Source organism: Enterobacter sp. SST3, from assembly GCF_000286655.1.
Lineage (GTDB): Bacteria > Pseudomonadota > Gammaproteobacteria > Enterobacterales > Enterobacteriaceae > Enterobacter > Enterobacter roggenkampii.
In genome coordinates this window covers 57574-81497 of the sequence record NZ_ALNS01000016.1, presented here as the reverse complement: position 1 = coordinate 81497, position 23924 = coordinate 57574, and the positions used below count along the sequence as shown (strand labels likewise).

Annotated in this window: 19 protein-coding genes and 1 tRNA gene; 7 read left to right on the top strand and 13 right to left on the bottom strand. The window is 48.9% G+C overall.

The genetic code is table 11. The features are described 5' to 3' along the window. Positions 1 to 27: 27 nt before the first annotated feature. From B498_RS11050 to argL, 4 genes are all read right to left on the bottom strand, one after another. Positions 28 to 462 (bottom strand): DUF3828 domain-containing protein, encoded by a 435-nt coding sequence (locus tag B498_RS11050; RefSeq protein ID WP_008501377.1) that lies wholly within the window; start codon positions 460 to 462, stop codon positions 28 to 30. A 1-nt stretch (position 463) separates the two neighbouring features. Continuing rightward, positions 464 to 826, bottom strand: coding sequence for a hypothetical protein (locus tag B498_RS11055; protein WP_008501376.1), 363 nt, complete (start codon positions 824 to 826; stop codon positions 464 to 466). A 277-nt stretch (positions 827 to 1103) separates the two neighbouring features. Further along, positions 1104 to 2108 carry an ornithine carbamoyltransferase gene (gene argF / locus B498_RS11060; RefSeq protein ID WP_008501375.1) on the bottom strand — a complete coding sequence of 335 codons (1005 nt, stop codon included), beginning with the start codon at positions 2106 to 2108 and terminating at the stop codon, positions 1104 to 1106. Beyond that, entirely contained in the window at positions 2078 to 2173 is a 96-nt protein-coding gene (argL, locus tag B498_RS23365) for a putative translational regulatory protein ArgL (RefSeq protein ID WP_213375672.1), read from the bottom strand. Before argL ends, argF begins: the two co-directional genes overlap by 31 nt. A gap of 99 nt (positions 2174 to 2272) precedes the next feature. On the opposite strand from argL, the gene rraB reads away from it, so the two are divergent. The 4 genes from rraB to B498_RS11080 all read left to right on the top strand — a co-directional run bounded on the left by rraB (position 2273) and on the right by B498_RS11080 (position 4447). Beyond that, a complete protein-coding gene (rraB, locus tag B498_RS11065; RefSeq protein ID WP_008501374.1) occupies positions 2273 to 2698 on the top strand; it encodes a ribonuclease E inhibitor RraB in 426 nt (141 codons plus the stop codon). A gap of 46 nt (positions 2699 to 2744) precedes the next feature. Further along, on the top strand, positions 2745 to 3503 hold the full coding sequence (gene miaE / locus B498_RS11070; protein ID WP_008501373.1) for a tRNA isopentenyl-2-thiomethyl-A-37 hydroxylase MiaE: 759 nt from the start codon (positions 2745 to 2747) through the stop codon (positions 3501 to 3503). A gap of 30 nt (positions 3504 to 3533) precedes the next feature. Continuing rightward, a complete protein-coding gene (locus B498_RS11075) occupies positions 3534 to 4256 on the top strand; it encodes a hypothetical protein (protein WP_008501372.1) in 723 nt (240 codons plus the stop codon). 106 nt (positions 4257 to 4362) lie between these two features. Next, positions 4363 to 4447: transfer RNA gene (locus B498_RS11080), tRNA-Leu, on the top strand. 573 nt (positions 4448 to 5020) lie between these two features. Here the strand turns inward: B498_RS11080 and B498_RS11085 are convergent. The 9 genes from B498_RS11085 to B498_RS11125 all read right to left on the bottom strand — a co-directional run bounded on the left by B498_RS11085 (position 5021) and on the right by B498_RS11125 (position 21454). After that, complete coding sequence (locus tag B498_RS11085; RefSeq protein WP_008501371.1) at positions 5021 to 6151, bottom strand: hypothetical protein; 1131 nt, start codon at positions 6149 to 6151, stop codon at positions 5021 to 5023. Positions 6152 to 6189: 38 nt separating this feature from the next. Next, complete coding sequence (gene brxL, locus B498_RS11090; protein ID WP_008501370.1) at positions 6190 to 8274, bottom strand: protease Lon-related BREX system protein BrxL; 2085 nt, start codon at positions 8272 to 8274, stop codon at positions 6190 to 6192. Between the two features lie 10 nt (positions 8275 to 8284). Continuing rightward, positions 8285 to 10882, bottom strand: coding sequence for a BREX-1 system phosphatase PglZ type A (gene pglZ / locus B498_RS11095; RefSeq protein ID WP_008501369.1), 2598 nt, complete (start codon positions 10880 to 10882; stop codon positions 8285 to 8287). Between the two features lie 189 nt (positions 10883 to 11071). Then, on the bottom strand, positions 11072 to 14653 hold the full coding sequence (pglX, locus tag B498_RS11100) for a BREX-1 system adenine-specific DNA-methyltransferase PglX (protein ID WP_008501368.1): 3582 nt from the start codon (positions 14651 to 14653) through the stop codon (positions 11072 to 11074). A gap of 45 nt (positions 14654 to 14698) precedes the next feature. Continuing rightward, positions 14699 to 18340, bottom strand: a complete 3642-nt coding sequence (gene brxC / locus B498_RS11105; protein WP_008501367.1) for a BREX system P-loop protein BrxC — start codon at positions 18338 to 18340, stop codon at positions 14699 to 14701. A gap of 11 nt (positions 18341 to 18351) precedes the next feature. Further along, complete coding sequence (locus tag B498_RS11110; RefSeq protein WP_008501366.1) at positions 18352 to 18954, bottom strand: DUF1788 domain-containing protein; 603 nt, start codon at positions 18952 to 18954, stop codon at positions 18352 to 18354. After that, entirely contained in the window at positions 18951 to 19553 is a 603-nt protein-coding gene (locus B498_RS11115) for a DUF1819 family protein (RefSeq protein WP_085930306.1), read from the bottom strand. The genes B498_RS11110 and B498_RS11115 overlap by 4 nt, the downstream gene beginning before the upstream one ends. A gap of 297 nt (positions 19554 to 19850) precedes the next feature. Then, positions 19851 to 20441 carry a class I SAM-dependent methyltransferase gene (locus tag B498_RS11120; RefSeq protein ID WP_008501364.1) on the bottom strand — a complete coding sequence of 197 codons (591 nt, stop codon included), beginning with the start codon at positions 20439 to 20441 and terminating at the stop codon, positions 19851 to 19853. Further along, the gene (locus B498_RS11125) at positions 20441 to 21454 is read right to left on the bottom strand and encodes an HNH endonuclease domain-containing protein (protein WP_008501363.1); all 1014 of its coding nucleotides are present in this window, start codon (positions 21452 to 21454) and stop codon (positions 20441 to 20443) included. Before B498_RS11125 ends, B498_RS11120 begins: the two co-directional genes overlap by 1 nt. Before the next feature lie 638 nt (positions 21455 to 22092). On the opposite strand from B498_RS11125, the gene B498_RS22285 reads away from it, so the two are divergent. From B498_RS22285 to B498_RS11135, 3 genes are read left to right on the top strand one after another with little or no spacing between them, the layout of a single operon-like run. Continuing rightward, the gene (locus B498_RS22285) at positions 22093 to 22608 is read left to right on the top strand and encodes a DUF2778 domain-containing protein (protein WP_008501362.1); all 516 of its coding nucleotides are present in this window, start codon (positions 22093 to 22095) and stop codon (positions 22606 to 22608) included. Then, entirely contained in the window at positions 22589 to 23107 is a 519-nt protein-coding gene (locus B498_RS11130) for a hypothetical protein (RefSeq protein ID WP_008501361.1), read from the top strand. Before B498_RS22285 ends, B498_RS11130 begins: the two co-directional genes overlap by 20 nt. Before the next feature lies 1 nt (position 23108). Further along, positions 23109 to 23594 carry an Hcp family type VI secretion system effector gene (locus B498_RS11135; RefSeq protein ID WP_008501360.1) on the top strand — a complete coding sequence of 162 codons (486 nt, stop codon included), beginning with the start codon at positions 23109 to 23111 and terminating at the stop codon, positions 23592 to 23594. Positions 23595 to 23924: the final 330 nt, after the last annotated feature.

The following is a 23924-nucleotide window of genomic DNA, read 5'->3' as shown; positions in this document are numbered from 1 at the left end:
CCGGCTACATTATTGTTAGCGGAGGAATCAATTATTATCCCGTGCAGCGACAGACTGAATTTTCCAGATCCCATCTTCTTTAACCATGCAATCAATAACTGTGTGCTGGGTCTTTTTGCCGAACGTGATATTCACGTTTAAACAGACCGGGTCTGAATCATACGAATCAATAGCCACATTCTCAGCCCAGTCCTCGCCGATATACTGCGATTTCATAAAAAAATCAGCCTCGTAAAATTCAGCATCGGCATAACGGGGATCGTCTGCATGACGTAATTTTTTCATGGTACTGGCCGTAACGAACTTATCGATTTCATTTCCCTCCTGGATAGGATAATGTTCGTTGTTAACCTGTTTGACGTACCAGCGATTGAATTCAAGAGCGCGCTGCATCGGTATCTGAAAATCTTCGGCCCCCAATGCGGCTGTGCTGAATAACACAATTAAGATGAGCTTATTCATATTAATAATGCCTGTATAAGGTGACGGCTGGCTGGAGTTGGCGATACGTTGGCCCCGGGTACATTGTTCTCTGTTTAAAATCTGAATACCAGGTTCCAGCACCATCGTAAATGCAGACATGCCCGTACTGATTCGGGCCGGGCAAGGCATCAATCACCGCGATATCCCCCTCTATGGGAGTGCCATAGACTTTTGTGAACCCTGCTTTTTCAAGAGAACGCCAGAAATCCTTAGCGTTTGCCCCTTCGATTTTAAGCCCTCCGGCTCGAATGGCGGCGGCGATTGCGCGAGCGCAATAATGTCCAGTATGGGTTAGTGCGTGGCTACGGGCGTATGACACAGCTTCATGCTTATTCCATGACATAAATAATCCTTATTAACGAAATGCAGCAATAAGGAAATATTACGCCGATAATATACGGTGTTTTGTAACTGATAATGATCTGATATTAACCATTATCTACTCAGTAAATAATGGTTAATAAAAATATAAATATCTATTATGGTTAATGCGTATCTGAGAAAGCGTCAGTAAAATGAATTTGTCTGCCCGACGATAACGCTGTTGTCGTTTTTAGTGTTTTCTCCCTCTCCCCGTGGGAGAGGGCCGGGGTGAGGGCACCAGACCGCAGAGGAGTCAATCACTCCCCAAGCGTCGCCACCATCACCGCCTTAATCGTATGCATCCGGTTTTCAGCCTGGTCGAACACGATGCTCGCCGCCGACTCAAACACCTCGTCCGTCACCTCCATCCCGCCGTGCAGGTCGAACTCTTTCGCCATCTGCTTGCCGAGCGTGGTCTGGTCGTCATGGAACGCCGGCAGACAGTGCAGGAACTTCACGTCCGGATTGCCGGTCAGCGCCATCATCTGCGCGTTCACCTGATACCCGCGCAGCAGCGCAATCCGCTCCGCCCACTTCTCTTTGGCTTCGCCCATCGACACCCACACGTCGGTATAGATAAAGTCCGCGCCCTTCACGCCCGCCGCCACGTCTTCGGTCAGGGTGATTTTGCCGCCGTGCTTCTGGGCCAGCGCGCTGCACTCCGCCACCAGGCTCTCTTCCGGCCAGCAGGCTTTCGGGGCCACCAGGCGTAGATCCAGCCCGGTCAGCGCCGCCGCTTCCAGCATCGAGTTGCCCATGTTGTTGCGCGCGTCGCCCGCGTAGACCAGCGTCATCTCGTTAAACGCCTTGCCCGGCAGGTGCTCCTGCATGGTCAGCAGGTCCGCCAGCAGCTGCGTCGGATGAAACTCGTTGGTCAGCCCGTTCCACACCGGCACGCCCGCATACTGCGCCAGCGTTTCGACGACTTCCTGGCCGTGCCCGCGATACTGAATGCCGTCGTACATCCGCCCGAGAACCCGCGCGGTGTCCTTAATTGACTCTTTATGCCCAATCTGGCTGCCGCTCGGCCCTAAATAGGTAACGCGCGCGCCCTGGTCAAATGCGGCAACTTCGAAAGAGCAACGTGTACGGGTCGAGTCTTTTTCGAAGATGAGCGCGATGTTTTTACCGGTAAGCTTTTGTACTTCCTTGCCCTTTTTCTTATCGGCTTTGAGCTGTGCGGCAAGGGTCAGCAGAGAAGTGAACTGTGCAGGGGTAAAGTCGAGCAATTTCAGAAAGTGTTTTTTGTATAAATCGGACATTTTATCCTCACATGGCGAACGCCACTAATTGAATTAAAATTCACTTTATATGTGTAATTATTCATTTGCAACCCCGTTTCACAAATCTTTCCAACAAAGGTGGAGGCAAACCCGTCCGTGTGTGAAAATAGAAGTATCTGCCGCACTTTAAAGAGGATTGAGCCATGGCAAACCCGGAATTACTGGAAGAGCAACGCGAAGAGACGCGTCTGATTATTGAAGAGCTGCTGGAAGACGGTAGCGATCCGGACGCGCTGTACACCATCGAGCACCATTTCTCTGCGGATGATTTCGACGCGCTGGAAAAAATGGCCGTGGAAGCCTTCAAGCTGGGTTACGAAGTGACCGAGCCTGAAGAGCTGGAAGTGGAAGAGGGCGACACCGTCATCTGCTGCGACATTCTGAGCGAAGGCGCGCTGAAGGCGGAGCTGATCGACGCGCAGGTAGAACAGCTGATGAACCTGGCCGAGAAGTTTGACGTGGAATACGACGGCTGGGGAACCTACTTCGAAGATCCGAACGGTGAAGACGGCGAAGAAGGCGACGACGAAGATTACGTCGACGAAGACGACGACGGCGTGCGTCACTAAGCGTTTCAGGCGGTGGCGCGCGCCACCGCTTTTTCAAGGCAGAACCATGGATTACCCGCAGATACTCGCCCCCGTACTCAACTTCCTCCAGTGCCCGACCCCGCAAGCATGGATTGATAAAGCCCGCGACCCGGCGAACCTGCCGCTGCTGCTCACCGACCACATGGTGTGCGAGCTCAAGGCCGCCCAGACCGCGCTGCTGCTGGTGCGTAAATACGTCGCCGACGAAAGCGGTGCCGACGCGCTGCTCGAGTGGCTCAAGCCCTACGAACAGTTCACCTTCCGCGACGGCCCGGAGCCGGACTTCATCGCCCTGCACAGGCAGATTGGCAAAAGCGTGATGCCCAAAACCGACGACCCGTGGGGCCAGGCGCTTATCGACAGCATGGTGCTGCTGATTAAAGAGGAGCTGCACCACTTCTGGCAGGTGCGCGAGGCGATGCTGGCCCGCGACATTCCGTACGTCAAAATCACCGCCAGCCGCTACGCCAAAGGGATGCTGAAGGACGTGCGCACCCACGAACCGCTGACGCTGATCGACAAGCTCATCTGCGGTGCCTACATCGAAGCCCGCTCCTGCGAACGCTTCGCCGCGCTGGCTCCGTTCCTCAACGACGACCTGCAGAAATTCTATCTCTCGCTGCTGCGCTCGGAAGCGCGCCACTATCAGGACTACCTGACGCTGGCCCAGCAGGTGAGCGACGACGATATCTCACCGCGCATACAGCTTTTTGGCGAAATTGAAGCCACACTTATCTCGACACCGGACAACGAGTTTCGCTTCCACAGCGGCGTGCCGGTGTAAACCGGCATAACTCAAGGATAAGGATGCGAGATGAATAAAACGTGGACCCGTATTGTGATTGTCGTCATTGCGGCTGCCGCCGTGGCGTTCTGGGTGTTTTTCGACAGGCAGCGCGCCCCGGAACGGCAGATGGATAACGCCCTTAACGCGATGCCCGCCTGGCAGGTGATTAAGGAGCAGGAGCCCGCGCTGCATCAGCGCATCCTCGACCAGATGGCCGCCCTGCAAAAAGCGGGCGAGCCGGAGCAGCAGATTATCGACACCATCCAGCCGCAGATCCTGCATCTGCAGATGACGCGCCTGCAGAACGCCCCGGACGCCAACGTGGTGAACTACATGACCATCAATATGGAGCAGACCGCCGCCATCCAGAAGGTGAGCGACGACGCCTGCTTCCGCTTCCTTTACCCGATGGTGAAGGGTGGCATCAACCCGATGCGCATGCTGGATAAAGACCTGATGGCGCGGCGCATGCAGGCCGACGCCGACATGATGCGCGCGGCCTACGGAAAAAATCGCCACACCGTGACCCCGGCCGAACGCGAGGCGGCTGTCGAAGACGTGCGGCCGATTATGAAGGAACTTGCCGATAAGTACGGTGAGGACATCCAGCTGCTGCAGATGCCGGAAAAGGCGGCGGGCAAAGAGAAGCTCTCCTGCGACATGGTGCAGGAGATGTGGGCCAAGGTGCTGGCGCTGCCGGAGCAAAAGGCGGCGAGGGTGATACGGCTGGCGGTGTCTGAGCTGGAGTGACAAAGGGCGCTGGTTTTTTGGGCACTTAGCGCGGGTTTAGCGCGTCGTCGCTTGCATGGCGGCGCGCGACAGGTATAATCCACAACGTTTCCGCATCCCCTTCAGTGCCGAAGTGGCGAAATCGGTAGACGCAGTTGATTCAAAATCAACCGTAGAAATACGTGCCGGTTCGAGTCCGGCCTTCGGCACCAAAAGATGCAAATCAAAGTCGCTTAAGGGCGGCTTTTTTTGTGTCTGAAATCCTGTAGCCGTAAGGCTGTCCTCGCTTTTCTGCTCAACCTTAATTAACCTGATTCAGTCTACATAAGCTTATTGATGTGGTTACAACTGTAGATAATGACGTCGATCTCAGTGAGAGTAACAAAGCCTTAAGGTAGATCAGGAGCGATAACGTGTAAGGTTGTCTACATTGCATAGTGCTCGTGCATTGGAAATGCCCATAGAGAATCTCTTTACCGCAATTGGTAAGCAAAACACTGAGGAACCGGAAATGCGGAATTTACTTGTCCCATAAAGATGGGGATCAACTGGGTAACTCGAAGGCGCCGCCCGGTTACAGCAACGCACTGCAGCGATTATGCACAATGCTGTACAATCGTCTACACCCCCGGCCAAGAATTGCCGATACTGTTGCTAAAGCGATAAAACAGCATCTTACAGCATTAGGAACTTAATTGAATGATGACTAATATCCTACATGTATAGTATTATAATACAGCCAGAATTAAGATATAACGATATATAAATAACTGGTTCCTTAAAGCTTAAAGTGAACTGGAAATATCTATTTGATGCTGGGATTTTAGCTGTTCCTTCTTTAAGAAAAAAAATTGTATGTCATTTTCGATTTGCTGAACAGCCAAATCAATCATTTTAGTAATTTTCTGATTTGATTCTTTTTTTAAATTTTTTCGGAATAATAGCACGGACGCTGAAATGTTATCGACAATTTTCCAGTATTGAAATGCGATCAACTCATCTTCTCTACAGACACTCAACGCCTTCATTGTTGAACCTTCATAATAAACATGATGAATATTCTGTGAGATATAATGTAATTTTTTATCGTTTGTCCCGACCCAATGTTCGGTCTCAAACTTTACACCATTTACAGTGATGAAAGATCCTATATCTTCTGAAAAATTAGCTCCCGTAAGCCAGTGTAAATCCATCGCTGCATCAAATGCATACCATCGACATTTATCAAGATTACTTCCGTTCTTATAAAAATTCTCTTTTATATATTTTCGACGCGTATGTATACTCTCTGGCAGCTGATTAATGGTGTTTGAGTCAAGATCCCAAAAAGCATATTTTGCTATTTCTAAATCATACGCACTAATCATGTCAATGAAGCTTATCATGCTATAAAGATATACTTCGAATCTTTTTTCAGGCGTGAGATGAGAATAGTTTAATTTTATATTTTGAATTTGAAGCATAGATATATAATGAAGGCCATATACTGTCCTTGCTTCAACGGAAAGTTCCTGAAAATTAATTTTCTTTTTTTCAGAGTCTGGGGTGTATTCCCTGAAAGTCGCCTCGGGATCGTCAATATGACCAGGCCAGAATCGGTGGCAAAAGTTCTGATAGGCCGCCATTGATTTCTCAACCCATATATCAGGCATTTCATTAACACCAATTGCAGTTAAACATACATTTCCTGATTGTAATAAATTTACTAACGGCAATAGACCAACTCGTTTTACATCCTCCAGAGTTGATGTCGATAATAATTCCTCCATTCTTTGTAAAGAGCAATTATCTAAGTTTATCTGAACCACTTTTTTCTGCGTCAAACACTGCAAAGTATAAGCTGGGGTCAATACCTTATTATTTTCATATATGGAGAGGCAAGGTCTTATGAATTTAATTTCAGAGCGTTTTCCCATTTGTAGCCTCTTCAATTTTTAAAAAATTGGTTTTAATTCTAATTGACACCCAGCGCCTTATAAACCGCATCTACAGGTTCAGAGTAAAAACTGACCTGGAATTTGGTAAACAACTCGGCTGGCACAGTCGGAATATCTACCGCAGAAGACATCGGCAGAAGGACTTTTTTCGCGCCGCTATCGAAAGCAAGTTGTAAGCTAGCCGCCAGATCCTGAACAGGGTTGATTACTCCACCGAGCGTCATGCTACCTAAGACGACCATTTGTTCCTGAACGGGTTTCGCCAGTAAAACGGAACAAAGGGCAATAAGTGCCGCCAGACTGGTCGCGGTACTTGGTCCAGTATTATGCAATTCGACTACGTGCAGGTGGTACTCATGTTCAGAAAATTTTGCTGTTGCGCTAACGCGGCTGAGGTTGCCTTTGAAATAGTCAAATCCAACCCGGATAGCTTCCTTTGCCGAGGTGCTTGATCCCAGACCGGAAACGCTATGCTTACCGTTGCCTGCGGTCATCTGAGTTTCGAAGCGGTACAGACCCGTCATGCCACTTTCCGCTTGCGTCACTAAATGCACTACGCCTGGCTTTGGCATGCCAGCAGGAATTAATTCGCTGCCGCCCTGTTCTGGTACGCTGACGAAGAATTCTTCCAGCGTCTCGTTATCGATGTAGCTGAAATTCACATCGAAGAACTCCAGACCGCCCAGCTTTTTAAGCTGTTCCTTGACTCGACGACGGGCTTCCATGGCGTAAGTCAGGCAAACACGGACGTCCTCTTTGCTGTAAGAGCCATTGGGATGAAGAAGTTTCAATAGACCAGAAACCGTGCGCCTTACCGCGATAACATCTCGCTGGTTGAGGTTATTACCCAGCTTATAGAACTTATCGATCGCGTCGGAGAAGCTGCGCTTACGCATTTCCCGCATGTATTCGGCGAGGTAATCTGTGATAAGGCCGTAGCGATTGGTAAAGAATTCCGGGCGCATTTTCGGGATTTCCCAGCCGGGGATATAGGCATGGAAGCGGTCGAAAAACGCCGTATCGATCATCGCGGCAGGGAAGGGAGCTAACAGATGGCTGGTCTTGACTAGCGTCTCAACGCTCTGATTGATGTTGCCGACGAACACCATTGATGCTTTGCCTTCAATCGAATCTCTGCCGCGGGAAAACGAGCCAGACGCCATGTAATCTTTCATGATTTGCACGCCGTCTTTGTCTTTGAAGGTGATCCCAGCTACTTCATCAAACGCGACCACATCCCACATACCGACCAGGCCAATCTGGCGGCTGGCCATGTTGTAAAACAGGTTTGCTACCGTGGTTTGCCCGCCGGAAACTAATAGCGAGTTTGGCGAACACTCTTTATAGACGTGACTTTTACCGGTGCCGCGTGGGCCCAGTTCGCAGACGTTATAGTTGTTTTCCACGAAAGGGATCATACGGGTGATCAGGTGCCACTTGGTTCGCTGCTCAATGTTAGCAGGTTCCATACCCACGGAACGTAGCAGGACGTCAATCCACTGGTCGCGGTTGAAGTGCGTACGTGCGGTAAATACCTCTTCCATGTCCATATTGGGCATCTGGATAGGTTTGAGCGTCATCAGAGAGAAGGGGGACGTTTTCTGTCCTTCCTCAAAGAAGTAGTTCACGGTGATCATGCACCAGATGCCACCGGTCAACAGCTTCTCGTTGTCCTTGACCATCTGCGGCGGAACCAGTGCATCTTTAATGCCTAGGTTGGAGAGCTGGGCTTCGTAAACGTCTTTCTTCTGATTGAGCTTTACCGACACTTTATCGATGATCTTGTAGGATCCTCGCTCACGAATGAGCGATTTCACCTTCTCTGCTTCATCAGGGCGGACGTAGTTATCGGCCAGAATGCGCTTAACGTTCTGCAACCCTTGCTCAACTATCTGGTTATCGTCGGAAGCGCAGTACATACCGAGCAGATACTCAAGCACATAGACCGGGACGTTAGCCCCTTCCTTGAGCTGCTTGGTTAGATCTTTACGCACCACCCGACCACGAAAATGCTGATTCAGTAAGGCGTCCAGATCGTAACCTTCTGCGACGAGTTCCCCTTCGGAGACGGCTGGAACGGGTAAGTCATGATGGGTTTGCATATCGCCTCACTTAAAAGAAATCATCCTGAAATGCCAGATCGATAATCACAGGGTACTTCTGGTAACCCGTTTCCGTTTGTGCATCTTCCAGTATCAGCCAGTACTCATTACGGCGATTGAAATTCGCGCCGATCAGCTTCAGCGTAACGTCACGCACGCGTTTTTCCATTGTGTTGTTATCGCTGTCAAAGCAGATTCGCTCTTTACCGGATACCACATTATTGGCGTTGTCGACTATGAAGATGTTCAGAGTACGCGGTTCGTATAACTCACCTACCGGATGGGTTTGCAGTAGGCTGACTTTATCAATGTTATTGACGAGTTTGATCAGCGGATGGTAATTCACGATGTCTACTGGACGACGCTGAGGTTGCTTCTCGGCAGCCGTTTTCTGCAGCGCTTTCACCTGTAATACGGGAACGCAGACTTCCTGTAGCATGGCACCACCATGCACAAATCGCGCGCCGCCCGAGAAATGGAAACGCTGGATCCCTTTCGGAATCAGGAACTCGCTGTTATCGCTGACGCCTGAGGTATCCGCCACTTTTCCTTTCCAGCAAAAATCATCGGCAGGAAGCTGATGACCGATAATAAAGCGTTTGTGATTTTTAATCGTATTGTCTGGCTTGATCTGCAGCGTGGTTTTATCTTGGCCGGAAAGGGGCTGCTGCTGGAACAGGAAGCCGTGGTCCGCTGTTACGATAATACGTGTACCGTGGAGACGGTTTATCACCCGTGTCACCAGGTCTTTCAGTTCAACCACCGCGTTGCGACACGCTTCGAAGGTCTTCTCCTCCGTAGATGCGCTGTCGCCCATGGCATCAATGGTGTTATGCCAGATATAAACGACTTCGTAATCGCGAATAAGATCCCGTCCTTGCTGATTTTTCCATTTCAGCAGATCGTCCGATTTTACTGCCATCCCTTTATATTTCTTAAGGATGGTATCGCGGTTAGGCGTACCTGAGGTGGATAACCCGTCCGCATAAACGATGTCACCACTACCCGGTTGGTAGCATATCTCGTCATGTGGCAGCAATGCCGCCATTCCCAGCTGGGTATAGCTGGGTAACACGCCCAACTGGGAACGCAGTTCTGCAGTAAAGCGTTTCTCGGTATTGATCTGGTTGCCCAGCTCTTCTGCCACTTCATAACGCAGCGCGTCGGAGATAATCACGAATACGCGCTTGATTTGTGGATTGTTAAACTGCGGCTTAACCACCTCATTGTAGAAGTTCTGCTGTCGTGGAACGCCCGCAATACGCCACTCCTGCATACGGTTTTCGGCTTCCAGAACCTTATTCCAGCTCCGGCTTAATTCTGCCAGATACCAGTTGGAATACAGCGCTTCGATATAGTCATCCAGGCTTTTCAGGATCATTGCGCCTTTGCTGTGAACCAACAGCGCGTACTCGTTAAACAGGCGGTAGGCCTGGTCAAAGCGGAACAGCTCTTCGCAGTACGCTTTCCAGAACGTTGCGCTGTCCTGATAGTGGAAACCATCAATATGACGATTACGCAGATTCAGCAGCCGCTCAGCCTGACGAAGCGCATCATAAATAGCGTAGTATTCCTGACGCGTCTGGCACCAGTATTTGCTCTGGCGTTCAGACAGAAGCTTCTTAAAGGCTTCACGATCAAGCGTGGTGCTCTCTTCCAGAAGCTGCGTCACCAGCGCATGAATGATGGTCTGTTCAATGCTCAGCGTGGTTTCGCACTCGTGCAGATCATATGGCGAGCTGAGACGGTACTGGTCTTCTGGTCGCAGCGCATCTTGCATCTGTTGTGCGCAGTAATCATAGGCTTCTTTGTAGCGACGGTCGGCACGCCAGGTGACCATAAAGGCCAGCGCGGATGCTCTGCCTGACGGCGTGGTCAGCACGTTTTTTTCCAGCCATTCGCGTTTCTGCGGATCAGCCTGCGCGGAGAGATCGGTACAGAACAGCTTGAGGATTAGGTTCTCCAGAGAAGGCTGTTCGGCCTGGTAGCCCATTTCCTGATTCAGAGTGTCCCACAGAACGCCTTCCAGGTCGTGGCGTTTCAGCATTGCCAGCGTGTTTTCCAGGTCGCTGTAGTCATCTTTTTTCTGATTAACGTATTGGGTAATCAGGCTGAACAGAATCTCTTCCGTTTTTGCGGTTTTTACGCCAGCGATGACCGCAACCATCTTCTTATCAAGAGAAGCTTCGTTTTCCTGCTCAGTGACCAGTCCCTTTAGGGCAGAAAGACGTTTAGTACTGAAAAATGCCTTCCGGCGTTGTATGTGCTCGCGTAGGCCAAGCTGCGGAATGCCTAACGTATTCAGCGTGATGGCGGCGAAATCGGCATGGAACTCCGTACTATAAAGACGAATATCCAGCAGCCAGTCGAACTCTTTTGGAGGCACGTCGTGGGGGAACCACAGCAAAAACTGCTGTTCAGGCTCATCAATTTCAATGCGCTTTTTAACCGCCAGCTGCGACTGATCGGTCATGTCGAGCAGCGTGAGGTTCTCCAGTTTGAGATTACCCAGCTCTTCGAGGAAACGCTTATCGGGATCGTGCCAGAAAACGATGCGATGTTCGGCGAATTTTGCTTTAAGGCCGGCAATAAATTCCTGATTTTGCAAGGTCACAATCCCATGTTGATTCGGTAAGTTCGAAGATGTCTGAACGCCTGGAAACCATGTTCCGCGTTCTGACACAAAGCCGCATTTTATCATGAACTGGAGGTGACGGATGCCTGAATAAGGCCGGTTTCCCGTATCGAGATCACCACCAGGCTGAAGCCCGGTGGTGTGGGAAGGTAAGTTATTCGATTAAATCACCTCAGGCGCATTGCCGGTAATGGCTTTCACATCCGCCAGCAGATCGCCAAACTTACCGTAGTTAACCTTAACGCCGTCGTCGAGATCAATACTGATTCTCATATCAGCATAGTGGCGTAAGCGATCGTCGAAGCTGCGCAGTTCGTTGAATTTCTTGCTCAGATTGTCGCGATCGCGCTTCAAACGGGTGGCTTCGCCGCCGGAGGCACCATCGACCTGTTCGTTCAAACGATCGATATTGGCCTGGTAGCGCGCCAGCAGCGGCACCACGTATTCGGTACGCATTCTCGCCAGCGTCGCGTCGTTGTAGCGATGCAGATAGACCAGACACTCAAACGCTTTCTCTTTACCGGAGCTGAACAGCCAGTAGATCGGCCGCTTTTTATACATCTTCATATGATCTTTCCAGAACTGGGTGGAAAGATAGCGACGGATGGTATCCAGCGCAGATTCTCCTTTTTTCGGCTTGAGCGCGTATAAACAGAGGCTTTCAGCGATAAAGTCTAGGTTTTCCTGCAGGTGTTCTTCGCTCCAGACGGTGCGGACAAACTCTTTGACGCGAGAGGTGACGTCGTCGTCAAACCACTCGTCATCCATCAGCGGCAGGATACCGTCATTGTCCGCAGGGAAGGTTTTGTATGCGCCTTCAGCGACAAGTTCGGCAAATCCTTTGTTGCCTTCATGGGCGTAGACTAGGCCTTCGCGATCGAGGGAGTAGCGACCCATCATGCAGCCGATGTTCACACTTATGTAACGTATAATGAGCTCTTTAAGCAATATACTATTCACAATCGCTTTAGGTTTTGAGTAGGCTATTCCTACAATATTGCAAACTTTTTCTTCGTTTAATATTGTTAGGTCATTTATTTCTTTTTCTTTTTTTGTTAACTCTTCTTCATTAAATTTAAAAGAATCTTTCATTTTTAGTTTCTTGCAAAGCAACTTATGTGCATTGAAAAAAATTGAGCGCTCATCAAATAGAGAAATTTCTTTTTTGAGGATTAAAATTTTATCTATATGGCTCCAGTCTTGTGCCTGCGCATTCTGAGGTATAGGTAAAGATGCCACTTCTCCAGGATTAAGGTGAATAGATGGGTTTATTATATTAAAAATATATCTTGCATAATTTGAATTCAGAAACCCTAATAAAAAATTGCTATCTTTGTTATTTTTTAATATCATGAAATGCGATGTGGAATTAGGGATATAACCTTTTGGAAACTTTGCGAAAGAGTAGTTCCCTGAGCTCACGTCAGCCCAAGAAATACATTCTTGAAAATAACTTTCTTTATTTCTTAGCGAACCATTGCCTGGCTTGGAGTAATGTGAACCATTGTCTTTATAATCAACTAGGGAATCACTCTCTCCTAGGAAAGCCATATTACTTATTTGATGAATTAAAGGTACCCATTTTTTATTACCGATGGGTTCGCGTGAGTTTGTTAAAAATTCATTGATTTTATTCACATTTACCTCATGCTTAAATCGAATGAATTCATCTGTTCCTTTTGTGATCAATCCGCTCAAGCAACAAGCATAATCAGATATAGCCGCCCATTTTTTAAAGCCTAATAAAATGTCAGGGGATATCCAATAGCAAATAGGATTTGAAGGAATAGAGAAAAAATCTTTTTGGGTGTATATATTATAATGGAATTCATTATTGTAAAGTGCAACAGCTTTACTGGACGCATTCAGTGAGGTTAATTTTATAAATTTTGGTTTGTAATCATAATAATTAGTTTTGCTAATTACAAAAGCAGTTGTTTGAACTATTTCACCAGATATCTGTTCAAAAGCTCGTGCGCCTAAGTGCAGCATGTTAATTATAGTATGATTTATAAGGATATGTTTTCTTAATTTTTTGAATGTTGATAAATACATCCAGACTTGCATATTTATTTGTGCATTAAACCCATTTTCTTTAAGCAAAGAAAAAGCATGCTGCATAAACATCGAAAATAAATCAGCTTTACTATCCGGGAAATTATTTTTGGCAAACTCTTTCAGCTCACCATTCATTCCTTTACTGCCCATATACGGCGGATTCGCCACTACCGCATCATACTGCTGCACCAGGATCCACGCCTGCTGAATATACGGAATAAACGCTTTCGCCGCTGCCTTCTGCTGGAAATCTCCTTCCTGTTCCAGTCGATACAGCGCATTGAGAAACGCCTTCAGTTCCGCTTCTTCTTCCTGTGGCACCTGAATCAGCGAGCCCAGCGTTTTGGCATTTACAAAGCGCTTCAGCGTGCGCAACAGCAGCTGGTATTCCGCGCTATCGGCATGAGCTAATGCGGTATTTTCCGCAAACATATCTCCCATGCTGCCGGTCTGGCTCTGCTGGTGGAAGTTCAGCTGTTGCCACAGCTTAGCAATATCCAGATGCAGACTATCCTGCAGGGAGACAATATTCAGGCGCACGTCGCGGGTGAATATCCGTCGGTCATCCTGACGGGCCATCATTAATAATGCAAAACCGGAAAGTTGGGCAGCGCGGTCGTCGATATCGAGACCAAAAATATTATGTTCCAGAATCAATTGCGGAATATCGCGGGCGCGATAACCGCGCTCTTCGTAGATATTTTTCAGCACATTATAGGCTTCAATCAAAATATGTCCGGAGCCGCAGGCCGGGTCGAGTACCTTGATGCTTTCCGGTTCAATACTGGAAGGCGTAATCGCCGCCAGCTGCGCCTGCACTTCCGGCGTTTGCTCCGCAGGCTCGATGTAGTAGTCCATTTTGCTTTTCAGCGGCGAATCCGGATAGGTCTGCAACCACTGGCGGCCGACGGAGTTCTGTACCAGATACTGCACAATCCAGTTTGGGGTAAACAGCTGGGTGGCAGCAGGAATATCTTCGCTCTTTACTACTTTGCCGATAACCGCATCTTTTTTCTCAGATATATAGAACTGATATAGCCAGCCGATAACCTCAACTTCTTGCCAGTCTTCTTCCGGAATACCGTCCACCAGACCGCGTAGAATGGAGTCGGTGCGGGTCAGGTTATCCGGCAGCAGCAGTTCAGCTTCATCGTCGACTGCTTCAAACAGGAAAGGCATCGCGCGGTGCAGGGCGTGGCACTGGGCCAGCAGCAATTCACGGTAGATGGCTTCGTCCTGGTTGCCGGAAAGCTTCATCTCGACCAGCTGCGCCTTTTTCTCTGGCAGCAAAGCTTCCGCGACTTCCGGCACGTGGTCCAGCACTTCAAAGCTGTTTGGGTTATCCGGGTGCGAGAGCATACGGAAGCCGTGGTCAAGATAACTGTGGATTTCCATATAACGAATGGCGCATAAGCGGTTGAACCAGGTGTAGGCACAGTGCTCAACCAGCACGTCAAAGCCCTGCTCGCGGGCGCGTTTTACCAGACGATCTCGGCGGGTGAGGGTGGATTTGGGGTAGTCGAACTGACCATAGCGCACGGTTTCGCCGACGAGCTCGGCATCCGCAATTTGCAGATTGCCTTTTTTATCAGCGGAAATCCCCAGCGTGGTCAGCTTTTGGATCACCGCATCGCGGAACTGGTTACGGGCCTGTGGAGCGTATTTTTTGATGTTATTGGTATTCATAGAAAATCCTGCAAAGGGCAGCAGAGCGCTGCCCTGAAATGGGGGTTACTGAAGACGAATCCGGTCACCTGCCTCAATGGCTGCCAGCAGCACAGCGCGAAGCGTATCAAGCGCTTTTTCCACCTGCTCGGCGGTTTCCAGCACTTCACCACCGGTGGCTTTGCGCATCTCGCTGGCGACATTGACCAGATGCGTTTTTTTCGGTACCGGTTGGATAACGGGTTTTTCTGCCACAACATAGGTCTGTTGTGATTCTGCAGCGCGTGTGGTTTCATTCGCTGCTCGTAGCTGGGCTTCCTGCTTTTTACGCAGCTCGTCGATCCACTGGTTAATCTTCTTCTCTGCATCCGTTTGTAGCGCTTTCGTCTCTTGCTGTTCCGCCAGAATTTCCGGAATCGAATGGCTGACCTCAGCGCGCTTTCTGGCTTTTTGCATCGGCAGCAGAACGCTGTTTTGCAGCTCCGATGTGGCATGCGCTTCCTGCAAACGTTGACGACTCTCTTCGATGCGGGCGTCAATTCGTTCCAGGGCGCGCTGGCGGTGCTGTTCAACTAACTGATGGTTAACGTTCTGAACCTGTTCAATCAGCGGCGTGATGCGATTGAGATGCTTGTAAGGCTCCGGCATCTGCCAGATACTTTCCAGTTCACCCAGCGCTTTTACCGCCACGGCGTCTTTTTCCAGCGCGCTGCGGTTGGATTTAAAACTGCCATTCAGTGCAGCACCCAGTTTTTGCCAGGTGGCAAACTGCTTGCGGTAGAAATCGACCAAATCTTCACGATCTTCACTGAAATCCAGCAGTTCATTGGCCTGGCTGGTGACCTTCTCAATCAGGGCAAAATCTTCTTTTTCATTCAAAATGGAATTCAGCAGGCGCAGACCTGACTCAATCTCATTTTTGCCTGGATTGTTTCCACCTTCCGCTTTTGCTCTGAAGACATTCAGCTCCTGCTTCCAGTCGTCGAAGACCTGACGGATATGTTCGACCAGTGCGGGTTCTTCACGTTCGCTAAACGGCTGTTGGGCAATATCCGCCATAAGTTGTGCGGCTTTGCGAATTTGTGATTCGTCGTGACGACGAATTTTGTGCAGACGCAGCTCGCTGTGGCGACGACTGTTATTGAACAGTTCCCACACCTGCTTACGCTCGATATTGTTATTCTGCTGGCTAAAGCTGAATTTGCCTTTACGTGCCAGGCGAGCAACCAACAGCTTCACTTCTTCTTCTGGCCATCCATAAGGTCGACGAGCAAAGTGGTTCAGGACATCGCGTAAATAGACCGGTTTATTGTACTCGATGTTCATACTGACCCAGGTTTCCACTTCCCGCATCGCCTCAGGATTAGATTCCTCCAGCTCGCCTAGATCCAGCTCTGTATCATTCTCTACTGTAAGCAGCGCATGGATTTCACGTGCGATATCGCCGTTGAACGGCTTCAGCATTTTTAGCTTGGCAAACGTATTTTCAATCACATAGCGGCAGGCTTCATCCACGATGCTGGACGGCGTCGAAGATTTCTTCGGTAAACGCTCGCCAATCGCCCAGACGTCTGCTTCGGCAATAAGCGACTCTAGCTGGACGCGCAGCATTTTTTCGCGAACGCTGTTCTCGCGGGCTTTTTCTGAAAGCAGGCTGGCCTGTTCCGGGCGTTGTCCGGCGTTGTCCTTGAGGAATTTTTCGGTCTGAACGACTAAATCAATGTCGGTCCAGGTGCGCCCCTCCTCTGGGAGGCGAATCAAAATACAGCCATCACCTTCCGAAGTATAAGGACGGCAGGCGGCATCGCTGTTATAGAACGTATAGGTCGGATCTTTGGGGGTAAGAATTTTTACCACCAGATCGTTAAGCATTGCGCCGTCTAACGGGTGCCCGTTAAGGAAGCGGCTGATATCAAAGTCCTGCTTATTCGCTGGATAGCGATATTTTCTGTTTTTCAGAATGTCATCAAAGATGATCGACGCCAGTTTTTTATTGATCGCTGAGAAATCGATTTCGACGTTGCGGATCTCGTTCTCGATCTCTTTTTCTTCGTTGGTCAGGAACACGTATTTGTCTTCAACACGTGCTATCAGCATTTCCCGTTCCAGTTTGTTCAGGCTTTTTTCAACGCGGCGGCGAAGCTCGACTTTATCGGTATCGATTTTATCTATCGAAAGGGTGACCAGATTATCGAGTGTACTTTTCAGAACATCGACATAGCGGATCAAGAATAGCGTTTTCAGTAAGTTGCCATCGAACTCATCAAGAATACCATTCTGGCAGGCCTGAGTAATGGTACGGCTGACGGCAGGCTCCAGGAAGCTTTCAATTGCGGCATAGAAACGCCAGAACGGAACCAGAGAATCCAGACCTCGCGGGGCGATCTGCTGTGCCGCAGTCTGGAACGCTTCTAACTGCGAGCGTTCACCCATGGCTAACTGTTTACCGGCGGCACCTTTGGTCCGGATAGACTCAAAAACCTTCTGCAGAATCTGGTAGTGCCACGGGACAAACGGGTAGTTATCAATAAATTCTTCTTCACTGGTGTAGGGGCGCAAAGAAGCGGTGGTTGTAGGATCAAAGGCAAGCTGGTTACGCAGGATGTCGCCTTTTTCCTGCCAGACTTTCGCCAGCGCGGGTCTTGCAGCATCAGTTTTCACCAGCAAACGTTTTTGGATAACTTCGGATGTATTGGAGCTTGAAAGCTGCAAACGGGTAGAGAAACGGCCCTGAATTTTAGAGAAGTCCTGTCCGTCACGGCTGCTCATCCCACCAATGGCCGCATTGATATCCGCCTGGGAGGTAACAATAACCCATGCGCGTCCACCGCAGATCACACCCAGGTTTTCAGTGATAGTCTGTAGCTTCAACATCATCTGCGTATTTTTACCGATGAACTGGCCGACCTCATCCACCATGAAGAGGATGTTTTTGCCGTTTTCATCCAGCCACTCTTTGACCCACTGGCAAAAATTATTGATATCTAATGGGAAGTTCTTATCCAGCTGTTCCACCCATTGACGCGAGGCGTCAACGCTTTGACCTGTGGCCTGGCTTAGAGCTTCTGCCATTTCATCGCTGATGAAATAGTAGGAATCGCGCTCTTTTTCCCAGCTTGAACCAGTGATAGTGGAAAATGCGGTCTTAAACGCGTCGTATTGGCCGCGTTTAGCCAGCTCACGCTCCAGATGAGCGATGTGCGGAAAATCAGCGCAGTAGCCAACCCGTTCGTTAAATACCTTCAGGAAGACTTTAAGGATGGCGTCTTCTTTGTCATCGACGTTAGCACGAGAATCAATATTGAATAGAATCACTTCCGTCGGATGATGGACCGCTTTGTTGATATCAGCGAGGAACAGAGCATCTTTGATTTTGTCTTCAAAGAAGGAGTATGCATTACGTTCTGTACCGTTATGGCTGACTTTGCGGTTAGACAATAGATACGACAGAATCTTGATAAAGTGTGATTTACCTGAGCCAAAGAACCCTGAAACCCATACGCCAATTTTGTTTTCCATGCGTATACGCTCCGGACCGGTTGCCGGGACATAAGATTCGAAGAAATGGCGAAGATGTCCTTCCAGTTCCCGGGTGATGACGTATTCATCAAGCTCAATCCAGGCACTGGCATCGTCCGTCTGTTCGGCTTTCACAACGCCATTAATATTTCGGTCCAGACGTTTCTCAAAGATCTGTTCAATATTCATTGCTGTGCTCTTTAACGAGGATTCAATGTCGCCGCAGGCCCGCTTTCGGGCACCAGCCTGAAGGCGCGATAATAATTTCGGGAATCAATACCCGCCAGGGGGGAGAGATCGTGTCCGCTATAGGTTCCCGGATAAAACATCAACAGAGGGGTAAAACCCATTACGTCCTGCAAGGCGCTCATCAGCTCATGGCCACGAACCAGCGGCCAGGCATTCCCCATGCCTGTCAGGATGACAAATTCTTGATTCTGAAGATCGACTTTTTTTGCTATGTAATCCGCGATTTTTTTCTGATTCAATAAGCCAACGAGTTGTTTTTTCAGCGCTTCGGTACCGACTTTCACTTCCTGCTGACAGACGCGCTCAAATAGCCCACGTTCGGTGAGCATGCCGATAATGATCTGAAAGATGTTGAGGTGCGTGAACTTGTGGTCCTTTTCCAGATTACGGAAAAGATACTTCAGGTGTTCACGCACCTGTAGCTCATTCTCAGCAGGATAATCAAATATCCAAAAACCAATCTCATTACCGGAGCCGTTGTTTTTGAGAAAGCGCTCTTCTCTAATGCGGCTTTGAACCTGTGACAGGCGGTATTCAAGCACGGGATCGATCACCGTTGCCCCTCCAAAATAGGACCCAATTCCTGCTGCCCGAGGCGCTGCAAGGTTGCCTGGGTTTCTGGTAAAAGAAAGACTGACTGGAGATTACGTCGGCGTGGCGTATCCAGATAACCCGCCTCAGCCAGTGCTTTAATCAGGTTGTTACCCATTTTTTTGATGGATGAATCTGAGTAACTAGTGAGTACGGGCTGCTGACGAAGATGGCTGGTCACGAACTCATCCCAGCTATCTATAGGGAGCTTTTCTTTAAATTGTCGGCGCAGATCGTTTACCACTTCAGCCAGGAAGTCTTTAACAACCGGTGAATGGAGTACCAGAGCGACAAATAGCAATTGCTGACGCTCGCGCTCGCTCCCTTCCGCAATAAGTGACCACGCGGCTTTATCAAGCGTATTCAGGCGTAGTTTTATCGTTGTGGCATAGCGTTTCGCTGTATTGGCCGAGGAGGCTTGCAGAATGTTATGACCGACGATCTGCTCTTGCCAGGTCTGTTCATCGGGTGCGGTAAGCATAAGTTCAGCGATGATTCGACTTTCCCTGCTCATCAGCGGCCCGCCTAACAGGTCTCCAATCCATGCCTTGTCGTTCTTCACCGTCATTTCTACCCTCTGAAAACTGCTATGCTGCTCGCAAAAAAACAAATGATGATTGTAATGGGGGAAGGGGCGGGATGCCATGAGAAAAGGCAAATTGTGAGAGGGCAAGGTCCGAATGATAGAGTGCTTATCACTTCCTGGTTCCCCGATGGGTAAGAATAGGCTCTTTTGTTTGAGTGCGCACGGCCAGAACCGGTTAGACCAAGAGATCGCGCTTGATTGAGCGATTGCCTTCAATCTATGGGTCAGCTATAGATAATTAATGACTGTATTCAATAGTCTGCTAGCTTAAACTTACAAATTAATGGGTTCTTTTCTTAATGTCCCATTCAGCCAAACCTCAATCCTTCCAGGACGATTATCCTTTGTCATCCATAGCATATTGATCACGACGCCCGGAACCGCCTTCAGCAACTCCCGCAATCCCTCTTCATCCAGATCCGTAAACCGTCTTTCACCCTGCACGCGTTCACCGTTGCCATACTTAAAGGATACATACCAGACGCCGCCAGGCTTAAGCGCATCCGCAAGTTTCTGCATCACCGCAGGCAACTCAGAAGAGGGAACATGCAGCAAAGAGGCACAGCACCAGATCCCATCGTACTGCGCTTCACCGTCGATCTCTGAAAACGTCATCAACTGCACGGGTAACCCGGTATGTTGCCTTGCCAGCTCCACCATCGCGGAAGAGGCATCAAAAGCATCCACCTGAAAACCCATCTCATGAAAGGCTTTTGCGTCCCGGCCTGAACCGCAACCCGCATCCAGAACCCGGGCACCATGAGGCAGATGCTGGGTAAAGGCCTCGTAAAGCGGGGTCATATCGACATTGACCGTGCCATCGAAGAAATCCTGTGCGTGGTTCTGATAATAGTGAAGAGTCATTAAAACGTTGCCTCGCCTTCCGCGTTGGGTTTCCAGGTATGGATAAGTTTGTCCAGCGCAGCCTGCCAGTTGCGCTGAAGAAAGCTTTTTCGTGCTTCAGGACGTTGCCCCGTCTGTAGAAAAATCGTCTCATGTAACGGCAGTTTGCTCTGAATAAAATACTCATTGCGGGTGTGTAACCGCTGCAGGAGCCTGAGCTCGGGAATGCGTGCAGATTTGCCTTCAACGCCACGGTTACAACATCGACAGGCCAGCACTAAGTTCCATACGCCGTTAATATTGCTCACTTCATGGCGGGCAGCCCAGGGAATAAAGTGGTCGACGTCCGCCAGTTCTGCGTCTCCCGGTACCAGGCTAATGGGTTTGAAGCAGTAAAAACATCGTCCTTTCTGATAACCATTCAGGCTGTCGCGGCAGCTGGTGATGTCTACGCGACGCGCGTTCACCTTCGTGAACAACAGCTGATTATCTTCGTCGAACTCCACGCCTACAAGATTACGTGAAATCCCCATCGACCATGCCTGTTCCACCAGGTTCCAGCGGGCATTGGTTTCAAAGGCGAGGTTTTTATACTGCAAGCGTTCGCCCAGTAAAAAGAAGTTATGCGTCAGGCGGATCCCGTTGTTGGTTTTGCGTTCATCAAGGAAAAAACGTTTATCGATCTCGCCCTGGTTCACGTAATGAAAGGCATCAATCACGTTGTTAAAGCCAAGGCGGACCGTCGCTTCAATGAGCTGGGCATGGGTGATTTCACCTCTGTTGAATTTCAGACAGGTTTCCAGGAATTGGCTGCTGCGAGAGGTAATCTGTTTTGGCGCATGCTTCAGGTGCTCGCAAAGATAGCGGCTAAACGGCACAGCAAGCTGGTCGAGCGTAATCAAATCGCTGCCCGTCTTATCCACTTCATACAACGCTGACGCCAGCGCAAATTTGTAAGATGCGACGTTCCTTCCAAAGAGGATCACACCACGCCAGTAGTTCTCAAGCGTCGGATCGGCCTGATAAAATTCCATCAATGAAGTCCTGTTACGGTTGGCTGGGCAGGGCGTTACTAAAGCCTGTAACAGGATCACATAACAAAATCAGGGTGATGTAAATCGTTAATCTATAGGTTTGATCAATTTTTGTGGGATCTGAGAAGAGGGGCTGGATGCGATGAATTTGTCGTCTAAGGTACTTTAGCGAATGAATAGATTTCTGGATGAGGAAAATAAGACTGATTTTCAAGCCAGCGATTTACCAGTATCCCCCAAACCCATTTCCTGAATCCCCCTCGTATTACCCAATTTTACCTGTCGCAAAACCGCTGTATTTATATTCAGTTCTGTATAATAGGCAGCAGTAATTACGCCAATCGGAAAAACGCCTCTTCATGGGAATGTCCTCATGTGGCTTATGAAGACATTACTAGCATCAGGGAGCAGTTCACTCTGCCAGCGGTTCGGTCTCGCCCCTGAGGCTACATGGTCAACTTGATAAACTTAGCTTCCTGACTCACCTCTGATGTTACCGCCTAACGGCCTTACACGTTGTCTTACCACCAACGGGCTATTGTCTGAAAATCAGAGGTCTCTCGGAATAAAACCTTCTTATGTCCGATTGCGTAGGAGTACGATAAGCCAACAAATCATTATAGATAAAAGGGTTATCTATGGCTCTACATGGAAAGTTCGTAATTAATGATGCGTACTACTCCCCGTTATCGTTTCCTGGTATAGGCACGTTTTTAGCTTTCTCTGGTAATGGTGCTTACCGTAATCGTGGGGCATGTGGAATGATCCCCAAAGAGGGGCCAGTACCAGCGGGTAAATACTGGATTGTTGACCGCCCTCAAGGTGGACTCAAGTCACAGCTAAACACAGTGGGAAGAGACATTTATAATCACTTCGCCAATGGTGCAACGTTCAAACATTCTGAATGGTTCGCATTATGGCGTGATGATTGGGGGATCGACGATTACACATGGATTGAGAGCGTTCAGCGTGGCAATTTCCGTTTGCATCCAGGCGTACTATCAGAAGGTTGTATCACTCTCCCACATGATTCTGATTTTGCCATGTTGCGTAATGCTCTGTTGAGAAGCCAAAAAATAGATGTTCCTTGCATGAGGAAGCTACAGGCATACGGCACGATTGAGGTGATCTCCAATGGTAAAACATGCCCTTAGTTTATTCATCAAGATAGTGCTGTTCGCTGTTGTTGTGCTGATCGTTGCTGAAATGGTTCCGTATGATGGATTAGTTAATTCTATTACGGGGCTTTTTGATTTCCAGAGCGCCGACAAGTTTACCCGCTTCATTTTGGGTGAACCTGATTTAGAAGTTTGGGAATCGTTAGACGGCTATTTTAGCATCTTAATCAATACATTAATCAGCGTACCTGTCATGAGCGCCATAACCACGGCGTACAGTGGCGCGACAAACAAAGTTAGTCCAGCTGGCATCCCCAGAGAGTGGTTCAGTTCCACACTGCGACGGTTAGCTAAAATCTTCGGGTTTACCTTCCTGTTTTGGGCGTTATTTCGCTTGCTGCCTTATCAGTCTTTATTCCCGGATCAAACGTATTCAAATTTCACAATGGCGGCGATTGTGGGCTTTCAGTTGCTCTTAACGATTGTTTGCTACTGGTTCATCACGAAGAAAATCACAACTAAAAGGAGTTTGTAAAATGCCTATTCCGGCTTACATGTGGCTTAAGGACGATGGCGGCGCAGACATTAAAGGAGCCGTAGACGTTCAGGATCGTGAGGGGAGTATAGAGATTGTTGGCTTTAGTCATGGTCTGAACATTCCAGTAGACAGTGCCAACGGGAAGATTACTGGCAAGCGTTCACATTCTCCGATGATGATTGAAAAGGAGTTTGATAGCTCCAGCCCGTACCTATACAAAGCCGTTGCCACCGGTCAAACGTTGAAAAGTGCGGAGATTCGCTGGTATCGCATTAACCATGCAGGACAAGAAGAGTGCTACTTCGTCATGACCATTGAGGGTGTGAAAGTGACGGGCATTAACCCAGGGATGCCAAACGCTAAAATGGCAGGAAACTCGCAGATCAACCACATGGAATCTGTTTCCCTGATGTATGACAAAATCACCTGGCGTTATGTTGATGGTAATGTCCAGTATACGGACGATTGGAACGTAAGAGCGTAACAAATAGAAAGGAGGCATTGAGTGCCTCCTCTTTATTAACGCTTATCCTCTCAAAGGAGCCTGTCCGTAATGCTGTGTAACTGTCATCGTATTAAAGGTGATCGCTCAGTCGGTCACCGAACTTGATAATAAAACGACGCATTTCCAGCCCGCAGATCGGCGAATGGTTGCTCTGAGGTTCATGCGTGCGCTCACCTTATATTCTGATACTCCTCGCTGCGTAATTCCCTGACCCAACCCTTTTCCTGAATCTCCCTCGCAAATTTCAAATTTACCCCACACCAAAACGCTGTATTTATATTCAGCCCTGTATAATGAGTACCAGAAATC